The 20,263-nt window shown below is 65.1% G+C and carries 22 protein-coding genes; 14 read left to right on the top strand and 8 right to left on the bottom strand.

Annotation, left to right across the window (positions count from 1 at the left end):
* The first annotated feature begins 88 nt into the window (after nucleotides 1-88).
* From QX128_RS19030 to QX128_RS19015, 4 genes are all read left to right on the top strand, one after another.
* Entirely contained in the window at nucleotides 89-1,216 is a 1,128-nt protein-coding gene (locus QX128_RS19030) for an acyl-CoA dehydrogenase family protein (RefSeq protein WP_316238212.1), read from the top strand.
* 122 nt (nucleotides 1,217-1,338) lie between these two features.
* The gene (locus QX128_RS19025) at nucleotides 1,339-2,583 is read left to right on the top strand and encodes an acyl-CoA dehydrogenase (RefSeq protein WP_316238211.1); all 1,245 of its coding nucleotides are present in this window, start codon (nucleotides 1,339-1,341) and stop codon (nucleotides 2,581-2,583) included.
* 122 nt (nucleotides 2,584-2,705) lie between these two features.
* A complete protein-coding gene (locus tag QX128_RS19020) occupies nucleotides 2,706-3,953 on the top strand; it encodes an acyl-CoA dehydrogenase (RefSeq protein ID WP_316238210.1) in 1,248 nt (415 codons plus the stop codon).
* A 184-nt stretch (nucleotides 3,954-4,137) separates the two neighbouring features.
* Nucleotides 4,138-4,785, top strand: coding sequence for a nitroreductase (locus QX128_RS19015; protein WP_315805269.1), 648 nt, complete (start codon nucleotides 4,138-4,140; stop codon nucleotides 4,783-4,785).
* Nucleotides 4,786-5,421: 636 nt separating this feature from the next.
* Here the strand turns inward: QX128_RS19015 and QX128_RS19010 are convergent.
* From QX128_RS19010 to QX128_RS18995, 4 genes are all read right to left on the bottom strand, one after another.
* Nucleotides 5,422-6,105, bottom strand: coding sequence for an acyl-homoserine-lactone synthase (locus tag QX128_RS19010; protein ID WP_316238209.1), 684 nt, complete (start codon nucleotides 6,103-6,105; stop codon nucleotides 5,422-5,424).
* A gap of 82 nt (nucleotides 6,106-6,187) precedes the next feature.
* The gene (locus QX128_RS19005) at nucleotides 6,188-6,922 is read right to left on the bottom strand and encodes a LuxR family transcriptional regulator (RefSeq protein WP_316182866.1); all 735 of its coding nucleotides are present in this window, start codon (nucleotides 6,920-6,922) and stop codon (nucleotides 6,188-6,190) included.
* 158 nt (nucleotides 6,923-7,080) lie between these two features.
* Nucleotides 7,081-7,875: an enoyl-CoA hydratase/isomerase family protein gene (locus QX128_RS19000; protein ID WP_316238208.1), complete on the bottom strand. Its 795-nt coding sequence runs from the start codon at nucleotides 7,873-7,875 to the stop codon at nucleotides 7,081-7,083.
* Entirely contained in the window at nucleotides 7,872-8,984 is a 1,113-nt protein-coding gene (locus tag QX128_RS18995) for an ion transporter (RefSeq protein ID WP_316182868.1), read from the bottom strand. Before QX128_RS18995 ends, QX128_RS19000 begins: the two co-directional genes overlap by 4 nt.
* 293 nt (nucleotides 8,985-9,277) lie before the next feature.
* Between QX128_RS18995 and QX128_RS18990 the strand changes: the two genes are divergently transcribed.
* The 4 genes from QX128_RS18990 to QX128_RS18975 all read left to right on the top strand — a co-directional run bounded on the left by QX128_RS18990 (nucleotide 9,278) and on the right by QX128_RS18975 (nucleotide 12,047).
* Entirely contained in the window at nucleotides 9,278-9,946 is a 669-nt protein-coding gene (locus tag QX128_RS18990) for a cyclic nucleotide-binding domain-containing protein (protein WP_315713745.1), read from the top strand.
* A gap of 20 nt (nucleotides 9,947-9,966) precedes the next feature.
* Nucleotides 9,967-10,848, top strand: coding sequence for a DUF6537 domain-containing protein (locus QX128_RS18985; protein ID WP_315805184.1), 882 nt, complete (start codon nucleotides 9,967-9,969; stop codon nucleotides 10,846-10,848).
* A gap of 316 nt (nucleotides 10,849-11,164) precedes the next feature.
* The gene (locus tag QX128_RS18980) at nucleotides 11,165-11,515 is read left to right on the top strand and encodes a DUF3307 domain-containing protein (RefSeq protein WP_315805268.1); all 351 of its coding nucleotides are present in this window, start codon (nucleotides 11,165-11,167) and stop codon (nucleotides 11,513-11,515) included.
* A gap of 139 nt (nucleotides 11,516-11,654) precedes the next feature.
* Nucleotides 11,655-12,047, top strand: coding sequence for a hypothetical protein (locus QX128_RS18975; protein WP_315805267.1), 393 nt, complete (start codon nucleotides 11,655-11,657; stop codon nucleotides 12,045-12,047).
* Between the two features lie 24 nt (nucleotides 12,048-12,071).
* Here QX128_RS18975 and QX128_RS18970 read toward each other — a convergent pair whose 3' ends face one another.
* Both QX128_RS18970 and QX128_RS18965 read right to left on the bottom strand, forming a co-directional pair.
* Nucleotides 12,072-12,392, bottom strand: a complete 321-nt coding sequence (locus QX128_RS18970) for a YkgJ family cysteine cluster protein (protein WP_316238207.1) — start codon at nucleotides 12,390-12,392, stop codon at nucleotides 12,072-12,074.
* Complete coding sequence (locus QX128_RS18965; RefSeq protein ID WP_315713748.1) at nucleotides 12,385-13,083, bottom strand: YafY family protein; 699 nt, start codon at nucleotides 13,081-13,083, stop codon at nucleotides 12,385-12,387. The genes QX128_RS18970 and QX128_RS18965 overlap by 8 nt, the downstream gene beginning before the upstream one ends.
* 219 nt (nucleotides 13,084-13,302) lie before the next feature.
* On the opposite strand from QX128_RS18965, the gene QX128_RS18960 reads away from it, so the two are divergent.
* The gene (locus QX128_RS18960; protein ID WP_316238206.1) at nucleotides 13,303-14,031 is read left to right on the top strand and encodes a glutathione S-transferase family protein; all 729 of its coding nucleotides are present in this window, start codon (nucleotides 13,303-13,305) and stop codon (nucleotides 14,029-14,031) included.
* A gap of 190 nt (nucleotides 14,032-14,221) precedes the next feature.
* On the opposite strand, the gene QX128_RS18955 is transcribed toward QX128_RS18960, so the two are convergent.
* Nucleotides 14,222-14,845, bottom strand: coding sequence for a pyridoxamine 5'-phosphate oxidase family protein (locus QX128_RS18955; protein ID WP_316238205.1), 624 nt, complete (start codon nucleotides 14,843-14,845; stop codon nucleotides 14,222-14,224).
* A gap of 120 nt (nucleotides 14,846-14,965) precedes the next feature.
* Here QX128_RS18955 and QX128_RS18950 point away from each other — a divergent pair, with 120 nt between their 5' ends.
* A complete protein-coding gene (locus tag QX128_RS18950; RefSeq protein ID WP_316238204.1) occupies nucleotides 14,966-15,850 on the top strand; it encodes a LysR family transcriptional regulator in 885 nt (294 codons plus the stop codon).
* A gap of 5 nt (nucleotides 15,851-15,855) precedes the next feature.
* Here the strand turns inward: QX128_RS18950 and QX128_RS18945 are convergent, their stop codons facing one another.
* A complete protein-coding gene (locus QX128_RS18945; RefSeq protein WP_315805179.1) occupies nucleotides 15,856-16,269 on the bottom strand; it encodes a PaaI family thioesterase in 414 nt (137 codons plus the stop codon).
* A 407-nt stretch (nucleotides 16,270-16,676) separates the two neighbouring features.
* Here QX128_RS18945 and QX128_RS18940 point away from each other — a divergent pair, with 407 nt between their 5' ends.
* From QX128_RS18940 to QX128_RS18925, 4 genes are all read left to right on the top strand, one after another.
* Nucleotides 16,677-17,696: a TRAP transporter substrate-binding protein gene (locus QX128_RS18940; protein WP_316238203.1), complete on the top strand. Its 1,020-nt coding sequence runs from the start codon at nucleotides 16,677-16,679 to the stop codon at nucleotides 17,694-17,696.
* 144 nt (nucleotides 17,697-17,840) lie between these two features.
* On the top strand, nucleotides 17,841-18,350 hold the full coding sequence (locus tag QX128_RS18935; protein ID WP_316238202.1) for a TRAP transporter small permease: 510 nt from the start codon (nucleotides 17,841-17,843) through the stop codon (nucleotides 18,348-18,350).
* A gap of 6 nt (nucleotides 18,351-18,356) precedes the next feature.
* Nucleotides 18,357-19,676 carry a TRAP transporter permease gene (locus QX128_RS18930; RefSeq protein WP_315805176.1) on the top strand — a complete coding sequence of 440 codons (1,320 nt, stop codon included), beginning with the start codon at nucleotides 18,357-18,359 and terminating at the stop codon, nucleotides 19,674-19,676.
* Nucleotides 19,676-20,155, top strand: a complete 480-nt coding sequence (locus QX128_RS18925) for a DUF3237 domain-containing protein (RefSeq protein WP_316182875.1) — start codon at nucleotides 19,676-19,678, stop codon at nucleotides 20,153-20,155. The genes QX128_RS18930 and QX128_RS18925 overlap by 1 nt, the downstream gene beginning before the upstream one ends.
* Nucleotides 20,156-20,263 lie beyond the last annotated feature (108 nt).

Below are 20,263 nucleotides of genomic sequence, written 5' to 3'. Positions count from 1 at the left end.
ATCGGGCGTATGGATTCCGGGCTCGCGCTCCGCGCGCCCCGGAATGACGGCGAGTCTTGATCCCCCTTTTGAAGGCGAGTGACATCCCATGAACTTCGATTTCTCCGACGATCAGAAACAGCTGCGGGATCAGGCGAGGAAATTCCTCGCTGAGAAGTGCCCGCCCAAGGCAGTGCGCGTCGTGCTCGACGGCAAGGAATCTTATGATCGCGCGCTGTGGAAGGGCTTTGCCGAAATGGGCTTCCTCGGCGTGGCGATCCCCGAGGAGTACGGCGGCGCGGGGGCTGGCCATCTCGAGCTCTGCGTGATCGCGGAGGAGGTCGGCCGCGCGCTGGCGCCGGTGCCGTTCTCGTCGACCGTGTATCTTGCGGCGGAGGCGCTGATGCTGGCCGGCAGCGATGCGCAGAAGCAGGCCTGGCTGCCGAAGATCGCCAATGGCGAGGCGATCGGCACCTTGGCGCTGTTCGAGGGCACCGGCAATCCATCCCCGAAGGCGATCAAGCTCGAAGCCACGAACGGCGTGCTCAACGGTACCAAGAAGCCGGTCGCCGACGGCACCATCGCCGATCTCATCATCGTTGCCGCGCGTACCGGCTCGACCGGCCGCGACGGCGACATCTCGCTGTTCCTGGTCGACACCAAGGCGGGCGGTGTCGAAGCCAAGGCGCTGACCAATCTCGATCCGACGCGCGGCCAGGCCGAGCTCACCTTCAAGAACTGCAAGGCGGAGCCGCTCGGCGCCGCCGGCGAGGGCTGGAGCATCATCACCCAGGTGCTCGACCGCGCCGCGGTGCTGACGGCGTTCGAGCAGGTCGGCGGCTCCGACCGCGCGCTGGAGATGGGCCGCGACTACGCGCTCGATCGCATCGCCTTCGGCCGTCCGATCGGCTCGTTCCAGGCGGTCAAGCACATGCTGGCCGACATGTATGTGTCTGCGACCCTGGCGCGCTCGAATTCCTACTACGGCGCGTGGGCGCTCTCGACCAACGCCCCGGAGCTGCCTGAAGCCGCGGCCTCGGCGCGCATCAGCGCGACGCAGGCGTTCCAGCACTGCGCCAAGAACAACATCCAGGTCCATGGCGGCATGGGCTTCACCTGGGAGTTCGACTGCCACATGTACTACCGCCGCGCCAACGCGCTCGCGCTCGGTCTCGGCAGCCTGTCCTATTGGGAGGACCAGCTGATCGACCGCATGCGCAAGCGCAATGCGGCGTGACGCACGATGGGAATCCGTAGGGTGGGCAAAGCGAAGCGTGCCCACCATCGGTGGCGCAGGATTGGATCGGTGGCCACGGCGCGTTGCGCCTTCGCCCACCCTACGAGATGAGAGGCTTGCCGATGAACTTCGATGACACTCCGCAGGAGGCCGCGTTTCGCAGCCAGGCGCGGGCCTGGATCGCTGCCAACGCGCCGAAGCAGTATGAAGACGAGCTGCGCGCGACCTCGCTCGGCCGCGTCGCGCTGAAGGACGCCAATATCCTCGAGGTTGCCAAGGCGTGGCAGAAAAAGAAGGCTGATGCCGGCTGGGCCTGCCTGCACTGGCCGAAGGACTATGGCGGACGCGGCGCCTCGCCGATCGAGCGCGTGATCTGGCAGCAGGAGGAGGGGCCCTACGGCAAGCTCTCCGGCCTGTTCATCATCGGCCACGGCATGTGCGGGCCGACCATGATGGCCTACGCGTCGGAGGAGCATAAGCGGCAGTATCTGCCGCCGCTCGCCTCCGGCGAAAAGGTCTGGTGCCAGCTGTTCTCCGAGCCGGCCGGCGGCTCCGACGTCGCCGGCCTGCGTACCCGCGCCGAAAAGCGCGGCGACGATTGGGTGATCAACGGCCAGAAGATCTGGACCTCGGGGGCGCATTATTCCGACTACGGCATCCTGCTGACGCGCACCGATCCGACCGTGCCGAAGCACAAGGGCCTGACGATGTTCTTCCTGGACATGAAGAGCCCTGGTGTCGAGGTCCGGCCGATCAAGCAGGCGAGCGGGCACTCGGATTTCAACGAGGTCTATTTCACCGACGTCGTGATTCCGGACTCGCAGCGGCTCGGCGCCGTCGATGACGGCTGGAACGTCGCGCTCACCACCTTGATGAACGAGCGCATGTCGATCGGCGCCGGCGTCGCCACCGGCTTCCCGGAGCTGTTCGACTTCTGCTCCAACCTGATGCTGGACGATCGTCCCGCGATCGAGGACCGCAACGTGCGCTCCAAGCTCGCGAACTGGGCGGTGAAGGCGAGCGGGCTGAAATACACCAGCATGCGCGCCATCTCGGCGCTGTCGAAGGGCGAGCGGCCGGGACCTGAGAACTCGATCGGTAAGCTGGTCGCCGGACCGATGATCCAGGACGTCGCAGCCTACGCGCTCGACCTGCAGGGTGCGGCCGGCGTGCTCAGCGGTCCCGAGGCCGAGCTTGCGGGCAAATTCCAGGCGATGCTGCTGCGCGCGCCCGGCACCCGTGTCGAAGGCGGCACCGACGAGATCATGCGCAACATCATCGCCGAGCGCGTGCTCGGCCTGCCCGGCGACATCCGTGTCGACAAGGACGTGCCGTTCAACCAGGTGCCGACCAAGGGACGTGCCTAACAAGCGGAGTCGTAGGGCGGGTTAGCGCAGCGTAACCCGCCCTTGGCTCGTGCAATGCTGATCAAAGCGGCGGGTTACGCCTTCGGCCAACCCGCCCTACGCATACGAAGCGAGGTTAGACCATGAACTTCGACGACACCCCTGAAGAAGCCGCCTTTCGCGAGACCGCGCGCGCCTGGATCGCGGCCAACGCGCCGAAGGAGCTCGAGGGCGAGCTGGCGAGCTCCTCGCTCGGCCGCATCAGGCTCAAGCACGCCGACATCGTCGAGGTCGGCAAGGCCTGGCAGAAGAGGAAGTCCGATGCCGGCTGGGCCTGCCTGCACTGGCCGAAGGCGTATGGCGGCCGCGGCGCGACGCCGATCGAGCGCGTGATCTGGCAGCAGGAGGAGGGCGTCTATGGCAAGCTGACGCAGCCGTTCCAGATCGGCGAGGGCATGTGCGGCCCGACCGTGATGGCCTATGGCAGCGAAGAGCACAAGCGGCGCTATCTGCCCAAGCTCGCCTCGGGCGAGGAGATCTGGTGCCAGCTGTTCTCCGAGCCGGCGGGCGGCTCCGACGTCGCCGGCCTGCGCACCCGCGCCGAGAAGCGTGGCGATGACTGGGTCATCAACGGGCAGAAGATATGGACCTCGGGCGCGCACTACTCGGATTACGGCCTGCTGATCACGCGCACCGAGCCCAACGTGCCCAAGCACAAGGGCCTGACGATGTTCTTCCTGGACATGAAGAGCCCGGGCGTCGAGGTCCGTCCGATCAAGCAGGCCAATGGCATGCAGGAGTTCAACGAGGTCTATTTCACCGACGTGGTGATCCCGGACAGCCAGCGGCTCGGCGCCGTCGGCGACGGCTGGAACGTGTCGCTCACGACCTTGATGAACGAGCGCATGTCGATCGGCGCGCGGCTGGCGACCGGCTTCCCCGAAATGTTCGAGTTCTGCGCGAACCTGATGAGCGACAACGGGCTCGCCATCGACGATCGCGCCACGCGCTCGAAACTGGCGTCGTGGGCGGTCAAGGCGAGCGGGCTGAAATACACGAGCTATCGCGCCATCTCGGCGCTGTCCAAGGGCGAGCGGCCGGGACCTGAGAATTCCATCGGCAAGCTGGTCGCCGGCGTCATGCTGCAGGATATCGCGACCTACGCGATGGATCTCGAAGGCGGCGCCGGCGTGCTGACCGGCGCGGACGAGGCGGTGACGCAGGGCCAGTTTCAGCAGATGCTGCTGACCTCGCCCTCGATGCGCATCGCCGGCGGCACCGACGAGATCCTGCGCAACATCATCGCCGAGCGCGTGCTCGGCCTGCCCGGTGACATCCGGGTCGACAAGGACGTGCCGTTCAACAAGGTGCCGACCAAGGGACGTAGCTAACCCTCATGCTGAGGAGCTGCGCAGCAGCGTCTTGAAGGATGAGGCCGATATCCGGGCCTCATGGTTCGAGACGGCGCTGCGCGCCTCATCATGAAGGGACGTTTCTCCGTTGTAGTGAGAACCATAAATGAAAGCTGACGCCGCAGCCGCACAGGCCACTCCCATCACCGTTCTCGAAGAGCTGATGGCCGCGCGCTTCTCCTGTCGCAGGTTCCTGCCCGAGCCCGTGCCGCGCGCCACCATCGAGCGCATCCTGGAGGCGGCGCAGAAAACCGCGTCGTGGTGCAACAGCCAGCCGTGGCGTGTCGAGATCACCTCCGGTGTGGCGACCGAGGCGTTCCGGAAGGTGATGTATGCGGCGGCCTCCAGCGGCAAGGCGGCGTCAGGCGACTTTCCTTTCCCGCGCGAATACACCGGTGTCTATCTCGAACGGCGGCGCGAGAGCGGTTTCCAGCTCTACAACGCGCTCGACATCCCGCGCGGCGACAAGGCGGGCTATGCCCGGCAGGCGCTGGAGAACTACAATTTCTTCGGCGCGCCGCATGTGGCGATCATCCACAGCGACGAGGCGCTCGGCACCTATGGCGCGATCGATTGCGGCGGCTACGTCACGAGCTTCATGCTGGCGGCGCAGGCGCTCGGCATCGCCACCGTGCCGCAGGCGGCGCTGGCGTTTCATTCCGACGTGGTGCGGCAGCACTTCGGGCTCGGCGCCGACCGCAAGGTGGTCTGCGGCATCTCGTTCGGCCATCCCGATCTCGGTGACAAGGCCAACTCCTACCGCACCCGCCGCGCCACGGTCGCGGAGACCGTCCGCTTTCACGACAAATAACGTCCCGTCCGTGGGGTCGCGCGCGCCTATTGTTTGCCGGTGGAGTTCCGTTATCCGGGACTCCGGAGGAGGGCGAGACGACCCGCGAGTCCATTTTTGTAAACCGAGTTTGCTGAACAAGGAGCAGCTCGGGCGGCGGCGCCATGATTTTGCCGAGGTGTCGTCCGAGTTCGGCAAGCGCGTTTCGGCAACGATGCGCGCGCTCTCCTGTCCGACCTTCACATCGAAAGCCGCCCTGAAATCAACAGTTTGTGTCTGTGATGCGCCAACCGAGACGCGTTGCTACGGGGACCAGACGTGTTGCGAGAGTCGGTGCAGGAGCGCTAATGGCTGCTGTTTGTCGAATGGGGCGCGCACTTTTCCTTCAGCTCGTGGGCTTCAAGCAATGATATTGACAAAATTCTCTCTAACATTTTGAGTTGCATCGCCCGAGCGTCAACGATGCAAAATTGCAGACGCTCGATGATCTTCTCGATTGAAGGTTCAGTCACGGCTCGAAACCTGAAGTGTCAGCGATGGATTCCATGAACACGCCGTCCAACCTTTATGCCCTCGAGGTGGATGAGGCGACGCTCCTTGGTCACCGCCTCTTGAAGGCCTTCCATAAGCTCAGGCTGAAGCGGCACCGGGAACAGCTCATTGCGCTGGCTGAGAGGCTGGTGGAAGATGAAGAAAGATATCCGGCAGGGCCTGGCGGCTGACGTCTTCGAGCCCCCGCCACGTGAGGGTTGGCCGCGTCAGGCCGATCTGCTTGCAGAGTGACTTCCAAGTCGTTTCATCGCAGTCGACGAGTACGGCCATCACCGACATCCCGTCCATCATGTGAGGTACGCCGAGCGGCCGCGCTTTCCAGCCGCACTTCTCGAACCGCGGCAGCCACCAGGTTTCGAGCACGATCGAAAAGCCGGTCAGCCCGATCGAGATGCCGTATTCCATGATTGCAGTGAGCAGCAGCATGTCGACCCGCGGGCCGGCGTGCTCGCCGCGGCGCTCCGGGATCACGAAGATGCGCGACAGCTCGTAGACGTCGGGGCGCTGGATCGGGCCGCGCAGATTCAGATACGGGAAGATGTCGCTCATCAGCGTCGGCAGCAGCGTCGGCACCGCGCGCATCGAGCCGATCAACTGGCCCTTGTCGATGCAGAACAGATAGACCGAATCCTCGGTGTCGAACTGATCGATCTCGCGCCCGTCCGGACGATCGAGCGCCATCCACTTGCGCTGCTTGACGTAGATCTCGTGGCGCAGACGGTAATACGAATCGAAATATTTCTCGTACAGAGCGCGATTATCTTTTCGAACGACATGAATCTCAGGCATCGAAACCCCCGGTCGTCTGAATCAAATTGGGGTTTGCAGATTGCCGATGCGCTCGAATTGATCCAGTGGGAGAAACGACAGATCAGATCGAGATCTCGCCGTTGACAAGAGCGGTCGCAACCGTCGCCGTCTTGTTCTTGGTTGCTAGCTTGCGCTGTGCTTCTTCCAGATGCCACCGGACGTTGCGTTCGGAGACGCCGAGGATGCGCGCCGTCTCCCACGCGGTCTTGCCGCGCGCCGCCCAGCCCAGCACCTCGGCCTCGATCCGCGACAGGCGTCGGCCCTGGTTGCTCGCGGCCGAGCGCGCCAGCGCGCGCAGCCGGCTGTGGGTGAAGATGCTGATCAGGTGCAGCGCGCCCCGCGCGTCCGGAGCGAGATTCGGATTTTCGCCTGCAAGGCTGACGGCGCCCACGGCATCGTCGTAGTGGATGGGGACGCAGAAGCCTTCGTTCAATCGGAAGTCCTTCGCGCGCATCATCACCTCATGCGCGCCGGGCTCGTCCTCGCGGTCGTAGGGAGCCTCCGACCACGCGAATGGATTCAATGTCGAGATGCAGTGCCGCGGAATAGGATCGCAGCGGTGAAACTGCTCGCGCGCATACATGTCGAACCATTCCCGCGGCCAGCCGTTGGCGAGAATGGTTTGCTGCAGCGATTGGCCCGAGGTCGGCACGCCGGCCATGATGTAGGCGTGAAAGCCCAGGTCGCTGATCATCTTCTCGAACTGGGAGAGCACGCTCGCGCTGGTCTTCGACGCTTCGATCGCATCGACGTACTCCAGAGCTCGTCGTCCCCAATACGCGTCCATCACTTGCATGTGAAAGTCTCCGCCCGTGGTTCAAGCTAGCCACGGACAAAAAGCTGTCAACCGCAAATTGGGGCTTTACGTCGATAGTTCGTTGAGCGTGTGTCAGAACACCGGCTGGATACAGCAATTTGCATGCAAAATTTTATCAGTTCGGAGCATGGCTGCGCTCAGAATTGCGGCGTTCTCTTCTCTGCAAACGATTTCATACCTTCGCGGATCTCGGCTCCGCTCATGCTGTCCCGATGCCTGCGGCGAGCCGCCGCATCGTCGAGGGCTCCGCGTGCAAACTCGTTGATGGCGCGCTTCATGCCGCGCATGGCCTGCGGGGCGTTGCCGGTCAGAATGGCCGCCAGCCGGTCGACCTCCGCGTCGAGCGCATCGGCCGTCGCCACGCCGGTGAGATAGCCGATGCGCAGCATCTCGACCGCGTCGATCTTCTCCGCCGTCAGGAACAGACGCTTGGCATTGTCGATACCAAGGCGGGACACGTAGCGCTTGATGCCATTCGGGTAGTAGTGCAGCCCGAGCCGCGCCGCCGGCATGAACATCTCGCTGGTATCGACTCCGATTCGGAAATCGCAGGCCAGCGCCAGATCGGTCGAGCCGCCATAGACCCCGCCGTTGAGCCGGCAGATCGTCGGCAGGGCGAGGTCCTCCAGCCGGTCGACGACCTCCTCGAATGCCGGGCTGGAAGCCTCGGCCTCATCCGCCGGCGTTGCGCCGATGGCGCCAAGGTCGAAGCCGGCGCTGAACGCCCGCCCGGTGCCGGTCAAGACCAGCACGCGCAAGGCGACGTTGGCCTCGACCCGGTCGAACAGCGCCAGCAGCTCGGCGAGGTCCTCCGGCTGGAGCCGGTTGAGATGGCGCGGACGATTGAGCCGAATGGTGGCGCGGGCGCCGTCGATGGTCAGGAGCGGCATGCTCGGCGCGTCATCGGCCTGGGTGGTCCGTCCGGTCGTCATGTCCTGTTCTCCATGGTTCGGCGCCTCGCCTCGGCAGCGATGCTCTGCGCCAGATCGGGGTGGCGTGCCATCAGCACGCGGAAATCGACGAGGTCGAGGACCAGCAGCTTCGACAGCCCTGTCGTGCTGATGTCGGCCGAGCGCAGGTTGTTCCCGAGCAAGGCCATCTCGCCGAAGAACGCGCCCTCGCCGAGCCGGACCTTCTTGCCGGGAAGGTCGACCTCGACCTCGCCGGAGGCGATGAAATACATGCAGTCGCCCGGCTCGCCCTTGCGGATCACGGTGGCGCGGGGCGGCAGGTCGATGGTGCGCAGCATTTGCGTGACGTCGGCGATCGTCGAGGGCCCGAGGCTGGCGAAGAACGGTACCTTGCTGACTGATTCCCAGGTCTTGAGAAAGTTGTCGCGCCGGGTTTCCGCGGCGAAGCCGGTCGCCAGGATGCCGGTCCATAGGCCGAACACGCCGAGGCCGGAGATCATCACCGTGGCGGCGACCACCCGCCCGAGCGGCGTGACCGGCACCACGTCGCCATAGCCCGTCGTGGTGAGGGTCACGACCGCCCACCACAGCGCGGACGGGATGCTGCCGAAGGTGGCCGGCTGCTCGTCATGTTCGAGCGCGTATTCGGCGACCGATCCGACAAACAGCACCACCAGGAACAGCACCAGCACCGACAGCAGCGGACGCGCTTCCAACACCAGCACCCGGCGGAGCCGGCGCAGGCCGGGCACGCCGGGGATCACCTTGAGCACCCAGATGACCGCCAGCAGCCACGCGGTGCGTGCCTCCATGCCCGAGACCAGCGCGGTCGGCACGGCGAGAGCGGAGATCGTGTCCAGCAGTCCCCGGCCCGACATGAGGTAGGCGGCGACGCGATGCGCCCGGGCCGCCTGCTGAACCCGAACCGCCCATTCGACGACGAAAAAGACAAGGCATCCGCACAGCAGGGCGATGATCCAGCGCCGTCCGGCCTCGTAGGCCGGGTCCATCGTCAACAGCACCATGGCGCTCATGCCGAGCGCCACGGCCGCAAAGGCCGCCTTGGTCATGTTGCGTCCGGCCAGCGCGGTGACGAATGCCGCCAGGGCAGGGTGCTGCGGTTTGGTCATTGCTGGCGGGCGTCGGTCGCTGATCTCAGAGCCGCAGGAGATCGCGGCGGCGGCAAGGTGCCCCGATCGGGGGAATCCCGTCAACGATGCGGGCCGGTCGGTTGCGCGGGTGCCTCCGGCAGGTCCAAGCCGTCCTACTTCGAGCGGGAATTTTTGAGTGTCGGCTCAAATACCGGTTCAAACGTCGTCTGTTCGCCGTATATCAGAGGTCGGCATGGACACGCTAAATTAGGCAAAAGGAGGCCGGAACCGAGCGTCCGCCCTCCTGCGTCCCAAGAGTCTGGTTGATCCCAATGGATACCTCACACCTGGTCGAACATGCGGGCGCCGCCGGCAGCCTCTTCGCCTCGATCTTCGTGGTCGCCACGCTGTCGATGCGGACCATGATTCCGCTGCGGGTTTTCGCCATCCTCACCAACATCGTCCTGATCGCGACCGCGGTGCCGATGCACAACTATCCGGTCCTGATCCTGCACGGGGTGCTGCTGCCGCTCAACAGTTACCGGCTCCACCAGATGCTGCAACTGGTCCGCGACGTGAAGCAGTCGGTCAACAGCGACCTCTCCATGGAATGGCTGAAGCCGTTCATGACCGAGCGCAAATGCGGTCCCGGCGAGGTGCTGTTCTACAAGGACGAGAAGGCCGACAGCATGTACTACATCGTCAGCGGCCGCTTCCGCCTGGTCGAATCCGGCATCGAGCTGCCGGTGGGCGCGATCGTCGGCGAGTTCGGCATGATCTCCCCGTCCAATACGCGCACGCAGACGCTGGAATGCGTCGAGGGCGGGCTGATCCTGTCGGTGTCCTACGACCAGGTCGAGCAGCTCTACGTCCAGAACCCCGCCTTCGCCTTCTACTTCCTGCGCCTCGCCAGCGCCCGGCTGTTCCAGAACATCGAAACGCTCGAGCGGCGGCTGGCGCAACAGACCACCGCGCCGGCGCCCGTCGCCAAGCCGGCGTGATCCGGGGAGCCTGAAGCCCAGTGGAAAGCGTCCGGTCCTCGCTGCGATATCTGTTCGCCGACGTCATCGGCGACGACGATGGCGAGCCGCCTTTTCTGCCTCAGGGCCTGCCTGACGCCGCCGTGCCGACGGTGAGCGATGGCATCCATCTGCTGATGGAGTATCAGGGCGCGAGCTATGCGCAGCTCTACGTCGATCGCATCAAGCGATTCGTGCGCAGATCGAACGTCGATGCCGGCATGCTGTCTCAGATCGCGCAGCTGCTGGCCGCCCGCATGGCCTACGAGGATCCGATCCGGATCGCCCAGCTCAGATTGATCAGCCTCGACATGGGGCAGCGCCCGGGGGGACGCGAGAGCGATGACGTGCGGCGGTTTCGCCTCGACGAACTGATCGGTGCGCTGCCGCAGGCCGTGGCGGAATCGTTGCTGGCAGCCTTCGAGCAGGTCGGCTGGCTGGGCCGGCGCCGGGTCAAGGTCCGCTTCTCGGTTCGATCGCCGCTCGCCATTCGCCGTCTCAAGCTGATGGCCGGCCTGCGGCGCTGGCGGCTGCAGTCGGTGCGCTATGGCGAGGAGCGCGCCTGGGCCGAACGGTGGCTGCACATGATCGCGCGTGCGCTGGACAAGCAGCCTGCGGCGGCGTCCGCCGTGATCGGCACGGCGACCATGATCCAGGGGCAGGGCGACGGCTACCGGCAGGGTCTCGCCGATTGGCATGCCATCATCGATGGCCTGGCCAAGCCCACCTTCGATGGCGTGCTGCCGATCTCGGATCTCGCCTCCGCCATCGCCGAGGCGCGCGCCGTTGCGCTGGCAGAGCCGGGACAGGGCGCGCTGAAGCGGGCCATCGCGCAGATCCGGGCGAGGGCGCTGTCAGCACCGAAGACCGACGCCGCTGAATGAAACGCCGCGACTGCGGCCGGTTCGCAGATGCGCGGTGGCGGGTAACCTTACCCCCGCGGAATTGCCGGGAAGGGTAGCAGGGCGCGATTTGAGGTTCCCTTTCGCGTGCAATTCGCTACCGGAGATGTCATAAGCGTCGCATACGCGTCGAATTGGCCGGGTATTCTCATCAGATTGCGCTGAACGCCTCCAGTTCCCCGTGCGTCCAAGGGTTGGTTCCCAGGGTTGGTTCCAAGGGTTAGTCGTAGCGAGAGCGTCAGCTTTGTCTTTTCCTTCTTTGTCGTCGCAGGTTCCGGTTGGTGCGCTGGTCGGCTGGATGCTGCTGCTGACCTTCAAGCACATCATTGGCGACTTCGTTCTGCAGAACGCCTGGATGGCCTATGGCAAGGACCAGCGGAAGGGCTGGGCGCTGCCGCTGTTGGTGCACTGCCTGATCCATCTCGCCGTCGCCATGGTCCTGATCCTGATCGTCGCGCCGAGATTCTGGTTCGTCGCCGTGATCGACTTCGCCATTCACATCACCATCGATCGCATCAAGGGCATCTGCTCGTCGCGGTTCGGCATGAACACCGAGCACCGATGGTTCTGGACCCTGATCGGCGTCGACCAGGCGCTGCATCACCTCACCGGATTCGGGCTCTCGATCTTCATGGCCGCGAACGGCTGAGTCCGGTCGCGGTGCGTCGCGGCGAAGCTGCGCCGACGGCGGCAGCCCCGTGTCAAGCCGGGGGTGGGACGACCGTTCGGTTTGGTTAACCGGACGTTAGCGATTCGCGCCGCATCGTCGCGCCATGGCAATCAAACAGATGCTTCAAAGTCGCGATGCGTTCGACAGCGATTCGTGCCCGGTCGGCGACGAGCTTCTCGGCGAGCTCTACCGTGCCGACGCCAACGGGCTGCCCGCGCTGGTCGAGAGCGTCTCCGCCGATGTGAGGGCCATGCTGGCGCTGTTCTGTTACAGGCGCACGCATCTTCACCCGCTGGCGCTTGCGATTGCATCCACCTGCAGCGAGCAGGACCTGTCGCAGTTCGGCGGCCGGGTCGGATCGGCGCTGTATGCGCAGTCCCGCGGCGGTCGGGCGGGTCCGGCCAGCGCGACCTCGAGCCGCAAGCCGATCTCGCTGTCGACCAAGCCGCTCTCGGTGATGAAGCCGTTCGAGGACGATCTCGACGACAGCCCCGAGCCGGTCACGGCCTGACTCCCCGTCTTCCTGGCCTTTGGCTCAGGCGAGCACCGGCAGCCCGAACTTGCGCCGGGCCATCGCGCATTCGGCGTCACCCGGCATGCAGATGCGGCACACCTCAGGGCGGATCGCGTAGATCCGGCACGCGACGGCGCGCGCGATCTCGCCATCGAGCGCGCAGCAGCGGTCGCCGTCGCAGCGCATGCCCGACAGCCGTTCGTTGACCAGCTCGGCCGGGATCAGGTCGAGGGCTTCATCCTCCTCGATCGTGAAGCGCGGCCAGTTCGACGAATAGGCGCAGCACGCGCCGCAGCTCTGACAGGGGCTGCTGTCAGTCTCGCCAGACATCAGTTCAGACATCCTTGGGAACCTCCCACACCAGGCTGCGCCGCCATTTGGCGCGCAGCGCTTCGCGCCTTTCAGGATATTTGTCGTCGAGATAATCCGCCTCGACGACACGGTCGGTCCTGAAGCTGCGGAAGTCGCGACGCAGCTCGCACCAGGCGGCGAGGATGCGCACCGCGTCATGATAGCCGATCGCGATCGGCCAGATCACGCGCTCGCTGTCGCGGCCCTGCTCGTCGCGATAGCGTAAGCGGATCTTGCGTCCCTCGTGGATCTGCGAACGCGTGCGTGACATGTCGATGCGGTCCGGCTCGCGCATCCACGGCCGCGGCGCGCGGCTCGCCGGCTCCAGTACGAATGGCCTTAAGCGCTCCGGCACGGTGTCGGCGATCTTGGCCATCAGGTCTTCCGCCGCGCGCGCCAGCACCGGGTCGGCGTTGACCGCGACCCATTGCGCGCCAAGCACCGCCGCCTCGATCTCGTCCGGCGTCAGCATCAAGGGCGGCAGATCGAAACCCTTCTCCAGGATGTAGCCCATGCCGGCCTCGCCGCGGATCGGCACGCGCTGCCCGATCAGGGTGGCGATGTCGCGATAGATCGTGCGCTTCGAGGTCTCGAGCTCGGCCGCGATCGCATCCGCCGTCAATGGGCGGCGCGTGCGTCTCAGCACCTGGATGATCTGGAACAGCCGGTCGGCGCGTCTCATGGTGTGTCCTGCGAGCGGCGAGCACCCCCGCCGATGCTGACAGGATGCTGGCAGCAGCCTGTCCTTATACCGGGCCAACAACGAGATTGAAGGGGTGATGTCGATGATGATGTTTTATGGCCTTGGCCTGGCCACCACGCTACTGCCGCTGCTGACACCATGGTGGCAGCAGCACGTCCGTAGCGTCCGGCGTCTGCTCAGGAAGTCGGGAGTGCTGTCATGATCACATTGTTCGGTTTGGGCGCGGGCTTCGGCCTGCCGGAGATCAGCCCCTTCGTCACCAAGACGGAGGTGCAATTGAAGATGGCGGGCCTCGACTATCGGAAGCAGCGGGCGATGCCGCCGGCGTCGCCGAAGGGGCAACTGCCCTTCATCGACGATGGCGGCGAGCTGATTGCCGATTCGACCTTCATCCGTGCCCACATCGAGCGCAAATACGGCTTCGACTTCGATTCCGGACTCGACGTGCGCGCGCGGGCGCAGGCCTGGGGGTTCGAGCGCATGATCGAGCATCATCTGTATTTCGCGCTGGTCGGGGCGCGCTGGGTCGATCCGGTCAACTTCGCCAAGGGGCCGGCGCATTTCTTCGACGGCGTGCCGGCCGACAAGCGCGAGAAGCTGCGCGAGGACGCGCAGTTTCGTGTCGCCGAGAACTATCTGATCTCAGGGCTCGGCCGCCATGCGCCGGACGAGGACGTCGATCTCGCCGCGCGCTCGCTGCGGGCGCTCTCGGTGCAGCTCGGCGACCGGCTCTATCTGATGGGCGATCGTCCATGCGGCACCGACGCGACCGCGTTCGCCGTCATCGCCGGCATTCTCACGCCGTTCTTCGACTCCGAGCTCCGCCGCAGGACCGAAAGCTTCGGCAATCTCGTCGCCTATGCCGAGCGCATGATGGCGCAGTACTATCCTGAGTTCGATTGGGGCAGGGCGGCCGAGGCCGCCTGAGTTCTTAAGCCCCACCCACGTCATTCCGGGGGCAAGGCCGCAGGCCTTGAACCCGGAATCTCGAGATTGTTTTGCGCTCTACTCATGTCGAGATTCCGGGTTCAATCGCCCGTGCACTACCGCGCACGAACGATTTGCCCCGGAATGACGACCAAGCACAGGTCCACAGTGCTGAAGGCAGAGGACTTCGTCAGAGGGCCTCGCCCTTCAACCGCGTCACCTCCGCCTCCAGCTCCGCGATGCGCGCATCGCGCACGGCCAGCGCTTCCGCGACGTCGGCCGCGTCGAACTTCTGCGGGATGTGCTGCGGGCAGTTGGTGTCCCAGGCGCTGATCGTGAACAGGATGACCTGCTCGGGCCGCGCCTTGTAGCCTCTCGGAATCAGCGAGGCCGTCAGCGCGGCATCATCCTCGACCACCCGCGCCGTCCCCCAGATCTTCACCCGACGGCGATGTGCGTAGTCCATGACGAAGATGTAGGCGTGCGGGTTCTCCGACAGATTGCCCTGGGTGATGTACTGCCGGTTGCCGCTGAAGTCGGCGAACGCCAGCGTGTGGCTGTCGAGCACCTTGAGAAAGCCCTTCGGTCCGCCGCGATGCTGGATATAGGGCTGGCCGTCGGCCGAGGCGGTCGCGAGATAGAAGCTCGTGGCCTCGGCGAGGCGGCCGGCGAGATCGGCGTCGACCTCGTGGCGAAAGCCGCGGCTCTGCTCCACATGCGCGTAGCTCTCGCGCGACCCCTTGCGGGCCTGGATCGCCTTGACGGCGGGTGAGAACATGACGTCGCCGGGTGCCTGGATGGTTGGCTGGGTCATCGCAATGACTCCTTGTCGCTGCGGCCGTGACTGCCGCCGTGAAGGCAATATGGTCCCAATCCCCCAGGGAAATAATCTGACCAGTTGACATTGGATCGTTGCAGATGTTGCAATAATCCCATGGACCGCATCGATGCCATGCAGGCGTTCGTCACCGTCGCCGAGCTGAACGGCTTCGCACCGGCGGCGCGCCGGCTCAAGCTGTCACCATCGGCGGTCACCCGTTTGGTCGCCGCGCTCGAAGCGCATCTTGGCGTCCGCCTGCTGCAGCGGACGACGCGCTCGGTGACGCTGACCGATTCCGGACGACGCTATCTGGAACGCGCTGGCCGCATCCTGGCCGATCTGGCGGAGGCGGAGCGCGCCGCGGAGAGCGAGCGCCTGCAGCCGGTGGGGCGGCTGGTGGTCTCGGCGCCGGTCGGCTTCGGCCGGCTCCATGTCGGTCCGGTCATGGCCGCGTATCTGAGCCGCTATGCCGAGGTCGCGGCCGAGCTGCGCCTCGAGGACCGCCAGATCAATCTGGTGGAGGACGGCGTCGACTGCGCCGTTCGGATCGGCCATCTCGGCGATTCGTCGCTCGTGGCCCGCCAGGTCGGCAGCATGCGCCGGATCGTGGTCGGGGCTCCCGCCTACTTCAAAGGCCAAGGCGAGCCGCGGACACCCGATGCGCTGGCGAAGCACCAGACCATCCAATTCGGCCCGGCCGACGAATGGCGCTTCGTCAAGGAGGGCAGGGAACTGCGGATTGCGGTCAGCCCGCGGCTCGTTACCAACAATGCCGACGCCGCGATCCAATATGCGGAGGCGGGCGGCGGCGTGACACGGGTGATGGCCTATCAGGCCGCCGACGCGCTGCGTGGCGGCCGCCTCAAGCGGGTGCTGGCGAAATACGAGCCGCCGCCACTTCCCATCCACATCGTGTTCCCGAGCTCCCGGCTCCTATCAGCCAAGGTCCGCGCCTTCATCGACCTGATCGCGACGACCTGCGACTGGCGCTTCGGCTGACGACGTCACTCCTTCTTCGGCACGACGCGAAACGTTGCGTTCGCCCGCGCGATCACGGCGTCGTCGGCCAGCACCAGGCTCTGCACGAAGCAGACGGTGCGTCCGCTCTTGATGACGTCGCTCTCGACGCTGAGCCACTGCCCGATCCCGGCGCTGCCGATGTAGTCGACTGCGAGGTTGATCGTCACCAACGACGCCTCCCAGCCCAGCGTCTGGGCGCAGCTATAGCCCATCGCATTGTCGGCCAGCGATGCGATCAGGCCGCCATGGATCAGCCCGCGCGAATTGGTGTGCGGCACGGCAAGCCGCAGGCCGAGGATGACGGCCTTGTCGGTTCTCCTGGCGTAGAGCGGCTCCCAGGGATCGGTGAACGGGCTCTTGCGGAAATGCGGCTCGAAGCCGGCGGGAATGCTGCTCACGCGTGTCTCGATCGTTGCTGGCGATGTCCGCAGTCAACGACGTCTCCGCGCGTTTTGCACCGCCTACAAAGTTTCAAACGTGTTTTGCGCCGATGTTTGAAACGGTGCGTGCCGACGCCGGAGGAGATGGCGCACGATGTCGCAGGGCCGCTCGACCCCTCCTAGCAATTTCGCGGTGTGCCGATGCAGTCGTGCAATTTCGGGTGCACTCAAGATGCTTAACGTGTTAATGAATTGGTCGCGCGGCTGCAACTTTCGTCTGCCAGACTTGCGCTGGCTGGCGCGATAGGGGCAGGCTCGCGCGTGCAGCGACGGCAGGTCTGCCGTCACGCTTGCAATGATGGTTATATGCTATAACAATGAAGCAAAGGGCCCTCGAAGGCCCATGATGGAAGGAGAGGATCCCGATGAGGAAGACGCTTCTGGCGTTGGCGCTGGCTGCCGGTGTGACCACCCCCGTGCTCGCGCAGGACAAGACGTTCGAGCTGAAGATCTCGCACTGGGTGCCCGCCAGCCATCCGCTGCAGAAGGCGCTGGAGGATTGGGCCGCATCGGTCGAAAAGGCCTCGGGCGGCACCATCAAGGGCAAGGTGTTCCCGGCCCAGCAGCTCGGCAAGGCCTTCGACCATTACGACATGGCGCGCGACGGCATCGCCGATGTCACTTACGTCAATCCCGGCTATCAGCCCGGCCGTTTCCCGATCATCGGCGCCGGCGAGCTGCCGTTCCTGGTCTCCGACGCCAAGGGCGGCTCGGAAGGTCTGGACGCGTGGTACCGCAAATATGCCGAGAAGGAGATGAAGGACGTCAAGTATTGCCTCGCCTTCGTCCACACGCCCTCGGCTTTCCACACCCGCACCAAGAAGGTCGTCGTGCCCGAGGACGTCAAGGGCATGAAGATCCGCCCGGCGGATGCGACGATCGCCAATTTCGTCACCCTGCTCGGCGGCACCAATGTGCAGTCGTCGGCGCCGGAAGTGCGCGACATCATCGAGCGCGGTGTCGCTGACGGCGTCACCTTTCCGGCGGGCTCGCTGGTCCTGTTCGGAGTCGACAAGGTCACGAAGTACCACATGGACGCGCCGTTCTACGTGACGACCTTCGTGTTCGTCATGAACAAGGACAAGTACAACCAGATGTCGGCGATGCAGAAGAAGGCGATCGACGACAATTGCAACACGGAGACCGCCGGCAAGGTCGGCGAGCCCTGGGGCAAGTTCGAGGACGCCGGCGTCGACAAGATCAAGGCCGAGCCGGGCCAGGAGGTCTACAAGCTGACGCCGGAGCAGACCGCGTTGTGGAAAAAGGCCTCCGAGCCGCTGTTCAAGACCTGGGCCGATGGCGTCAAGAAGACCGGCGTCGATGCCGACGCCGCCATGACCGAGCTGAAGGCCTCGCTCGCCAAGTACAAGGCGCTGGCGCAGTAGCTTCTTCAGACCCAAGCTCTTGCGCGGCGGACGGTGAAATCCCTCTCCCCGTTCTTACGGGGAAAGGGAGTTCACCGCCGGCCGCGCAGCAGCTCGCTCTCGTTCTTCAATCTCCACGCCAAGCCTTTCTGACACGGGGACGCCATGCAGCGCGCCTTCATGGACCGGATCATCGACGGGATCGAGTGGATCGCCGCGTTCTTCGTCGGCATCGTCGCGCTCGACATCTTCCTGTCGGTGCTGCTCCGCAACACGCTGAACTATTCGATCCCCGATTCCTTCGATATCGGGCGCATGCTGCTCGGCATCCTGATCTTCTGGGGCATCGCCGCGACATCCTATCGCGGCACCCACATCACCGTGGACCTGATCTGGGGCAATGTCGGCCCGCGCTATCAGCGCTGGATCGACATCTTCGCAACGCTGGTGCTGCTGTTCGTCGTCACGGTGCAGACCTGGACCCTGTTCGACAAGGTGCGCGGCACCTATGAGGACAACGTCCTCACCTTCGATCTGCACATGCCGACCTGGCCGTTCTTCGCAATCGCCTGGATCGGCGACGTTTCGGCGGTGCTCCTGATCGCCATCCGGACCTATCGCCTGATCTTCCACCCCGAGGAGATTCATGACCCTCACGTCAAGCCCACGGAGTAGCGCCGCATGAGCACGGATGCGGTCGCCGTCATCGGCTTTGTTGCGCTATTCGCCCTGATGCTGCTGCGCGTGCCCGTGGGCATGGCGATGGGTCTCGTCGGCGTGTCCGGCTTCGCCTATCTCGTCAACGGCACGGCGGCGCTGAAGCTGGTCGGCCAGACCTCGATGCGCACGGTCACGGACTACACGTTCGGCGTGATCCCGATGTTCCTGCTGATGGGAACGTTCGTCTCCAACTCCGGCATGAGCCGCGAGCTGTTCCGCGCCGCCAACGGCTTCGTCGGCCATCTCAGGGGCGGCCTGGGCATCGCCACCGTCGCCGCCTGCGGCGGCTTCGCCGCGATCTGCGGCTCGTCGGTGGCGACCGCCGCGACGTTCTCGGCGGTGGCCTATCCCGAGATGCGCCGCTTCGGCTATCCGCAGTCCTTTGCCACCGGCGTCATCGCCGCCGGCGGCACCTTGGGCGCGATGCTGCCGCCGTCGACCGTGCTCGCCGTCTACGGCATCATCACCGAGCAGGACATCGGCAAGCTGTTCATCGCCGGCATCATCCCCGGCCTGTTGGCGATGACCATGTACATGATCACGATCACGGTGATCGGCCGTGTCAGGCCGGATTTTCTCCCGAAGGGCGAGGCGCCGCCGTGGCGCGAGCGCATCGCGGGCCTGAAGGGCATCTGGGCGCCGGTGCTCCTGTTCCTGTTCGTGATCGGCGGTCTCTATGGTCTGCCGTTCCTGCCGCGCTTCACGCCGACGGAAGCCGGCGGCGTCGGCGCCACCGGCGCATTCCTGATCGGCGTGTTCACCGGCCGGCTCGACAAGGACAAGATCCTGGCTTCGCTGCTGCAGGCCACGCGCACCGCGGCCGCGGTGTTCACCGTGCTGATCGGCGCGCTGATCTTCGGCTACTTCCTGACGGTGACGCAGACGCCGCAGAAGGTGACGGAGTTCCTCACCGGCCTCGGCCTCGGCCCCTACGGGGTGCTGGCGCTGATCATGGTGATGTATCTCGTGCTCGGCTGCCTGATGGATGCGATGGCGATGATCATCCTGACCGTGCCGATCATCTTCCCGGTCATCTCCCATCTCGGCTTCGATCCGATCTGGTTCGGCGTCATCATCGTGATGACCGTCGAGCTCGGCCTGATCCATCCGCCGGTCGGCATGAACGTCTTCGTCATCAAGAGCGTGGTGAAGGACGTGTCGTTCTCGACGATCTTCAAGGGCGTGCTGCCCTTCGTCGTCACCGACCTGATCCGCCTGGTGATCCTGATCGCCTTCCCGCTGCTGGCCACCTGGCTGCCGCAACAGATGATGGCCCGCTGATGACGACCCCGATCCTCGAGACCCGCTACGTCTTCACCCTCACCGTGATGATCGGCGACGTCACCAGTGCCGGCGAGACCGGCATCGGCGTGCGCCGGATCATCCCGATCCATGGCGGCGAGGTGAAGGGCCCCGGCCGCGCCGGTGAGGGCATCAGCGGCAGGATCTGCAATTTCGGCGCCGACTTCCAGGTCATCCGTCCGAACGAGCTGATCGACCTCGAAGCCAAATATGGCTTCGAGACCGACGACGGCGCGACGATCTACGTCGAGAACCGCGGCATCCGCTTCGGGCCGGTCGACCTGTTGCAGAAGCTCAAGCGCGGCGAGCCGGTCGATCCCAAGCTGATCTACTTCCGCACCCACCCGCGGTTCGAGACCGGCCACGACAGATATCGCTGGCTGATGGAGTACGTCTTCGTCGGCTCGGCGGCCCGGCACGCCGACCGCGTCATCATCGACGTGCACGTGGTGCTGTAGGCTGCACGGCCTGCGTAGTGCGATCGCATCAGGCGGCCTGAGTTTGGCGGTAGCCTGTCTCCACGTCGTCATGGCCGGGCTTGTCCCGGCCATCCACGTCCTCCGGCT

The sequence above is a fragment of the Bradyrhizobium sp. SZCCHNR1015 genome, assembly GCF_032489875.1.
GTDB lineage: Bacteria > Pseudomonadota > Alphaproteobacteria > Rhizobiales > Xanthobacteraceae > Bradyrhizobium.
Note: the sequence above shows the minus strand (reverse complement) of the source record. Positions and strands in the feature narration are given on the sequence as shown.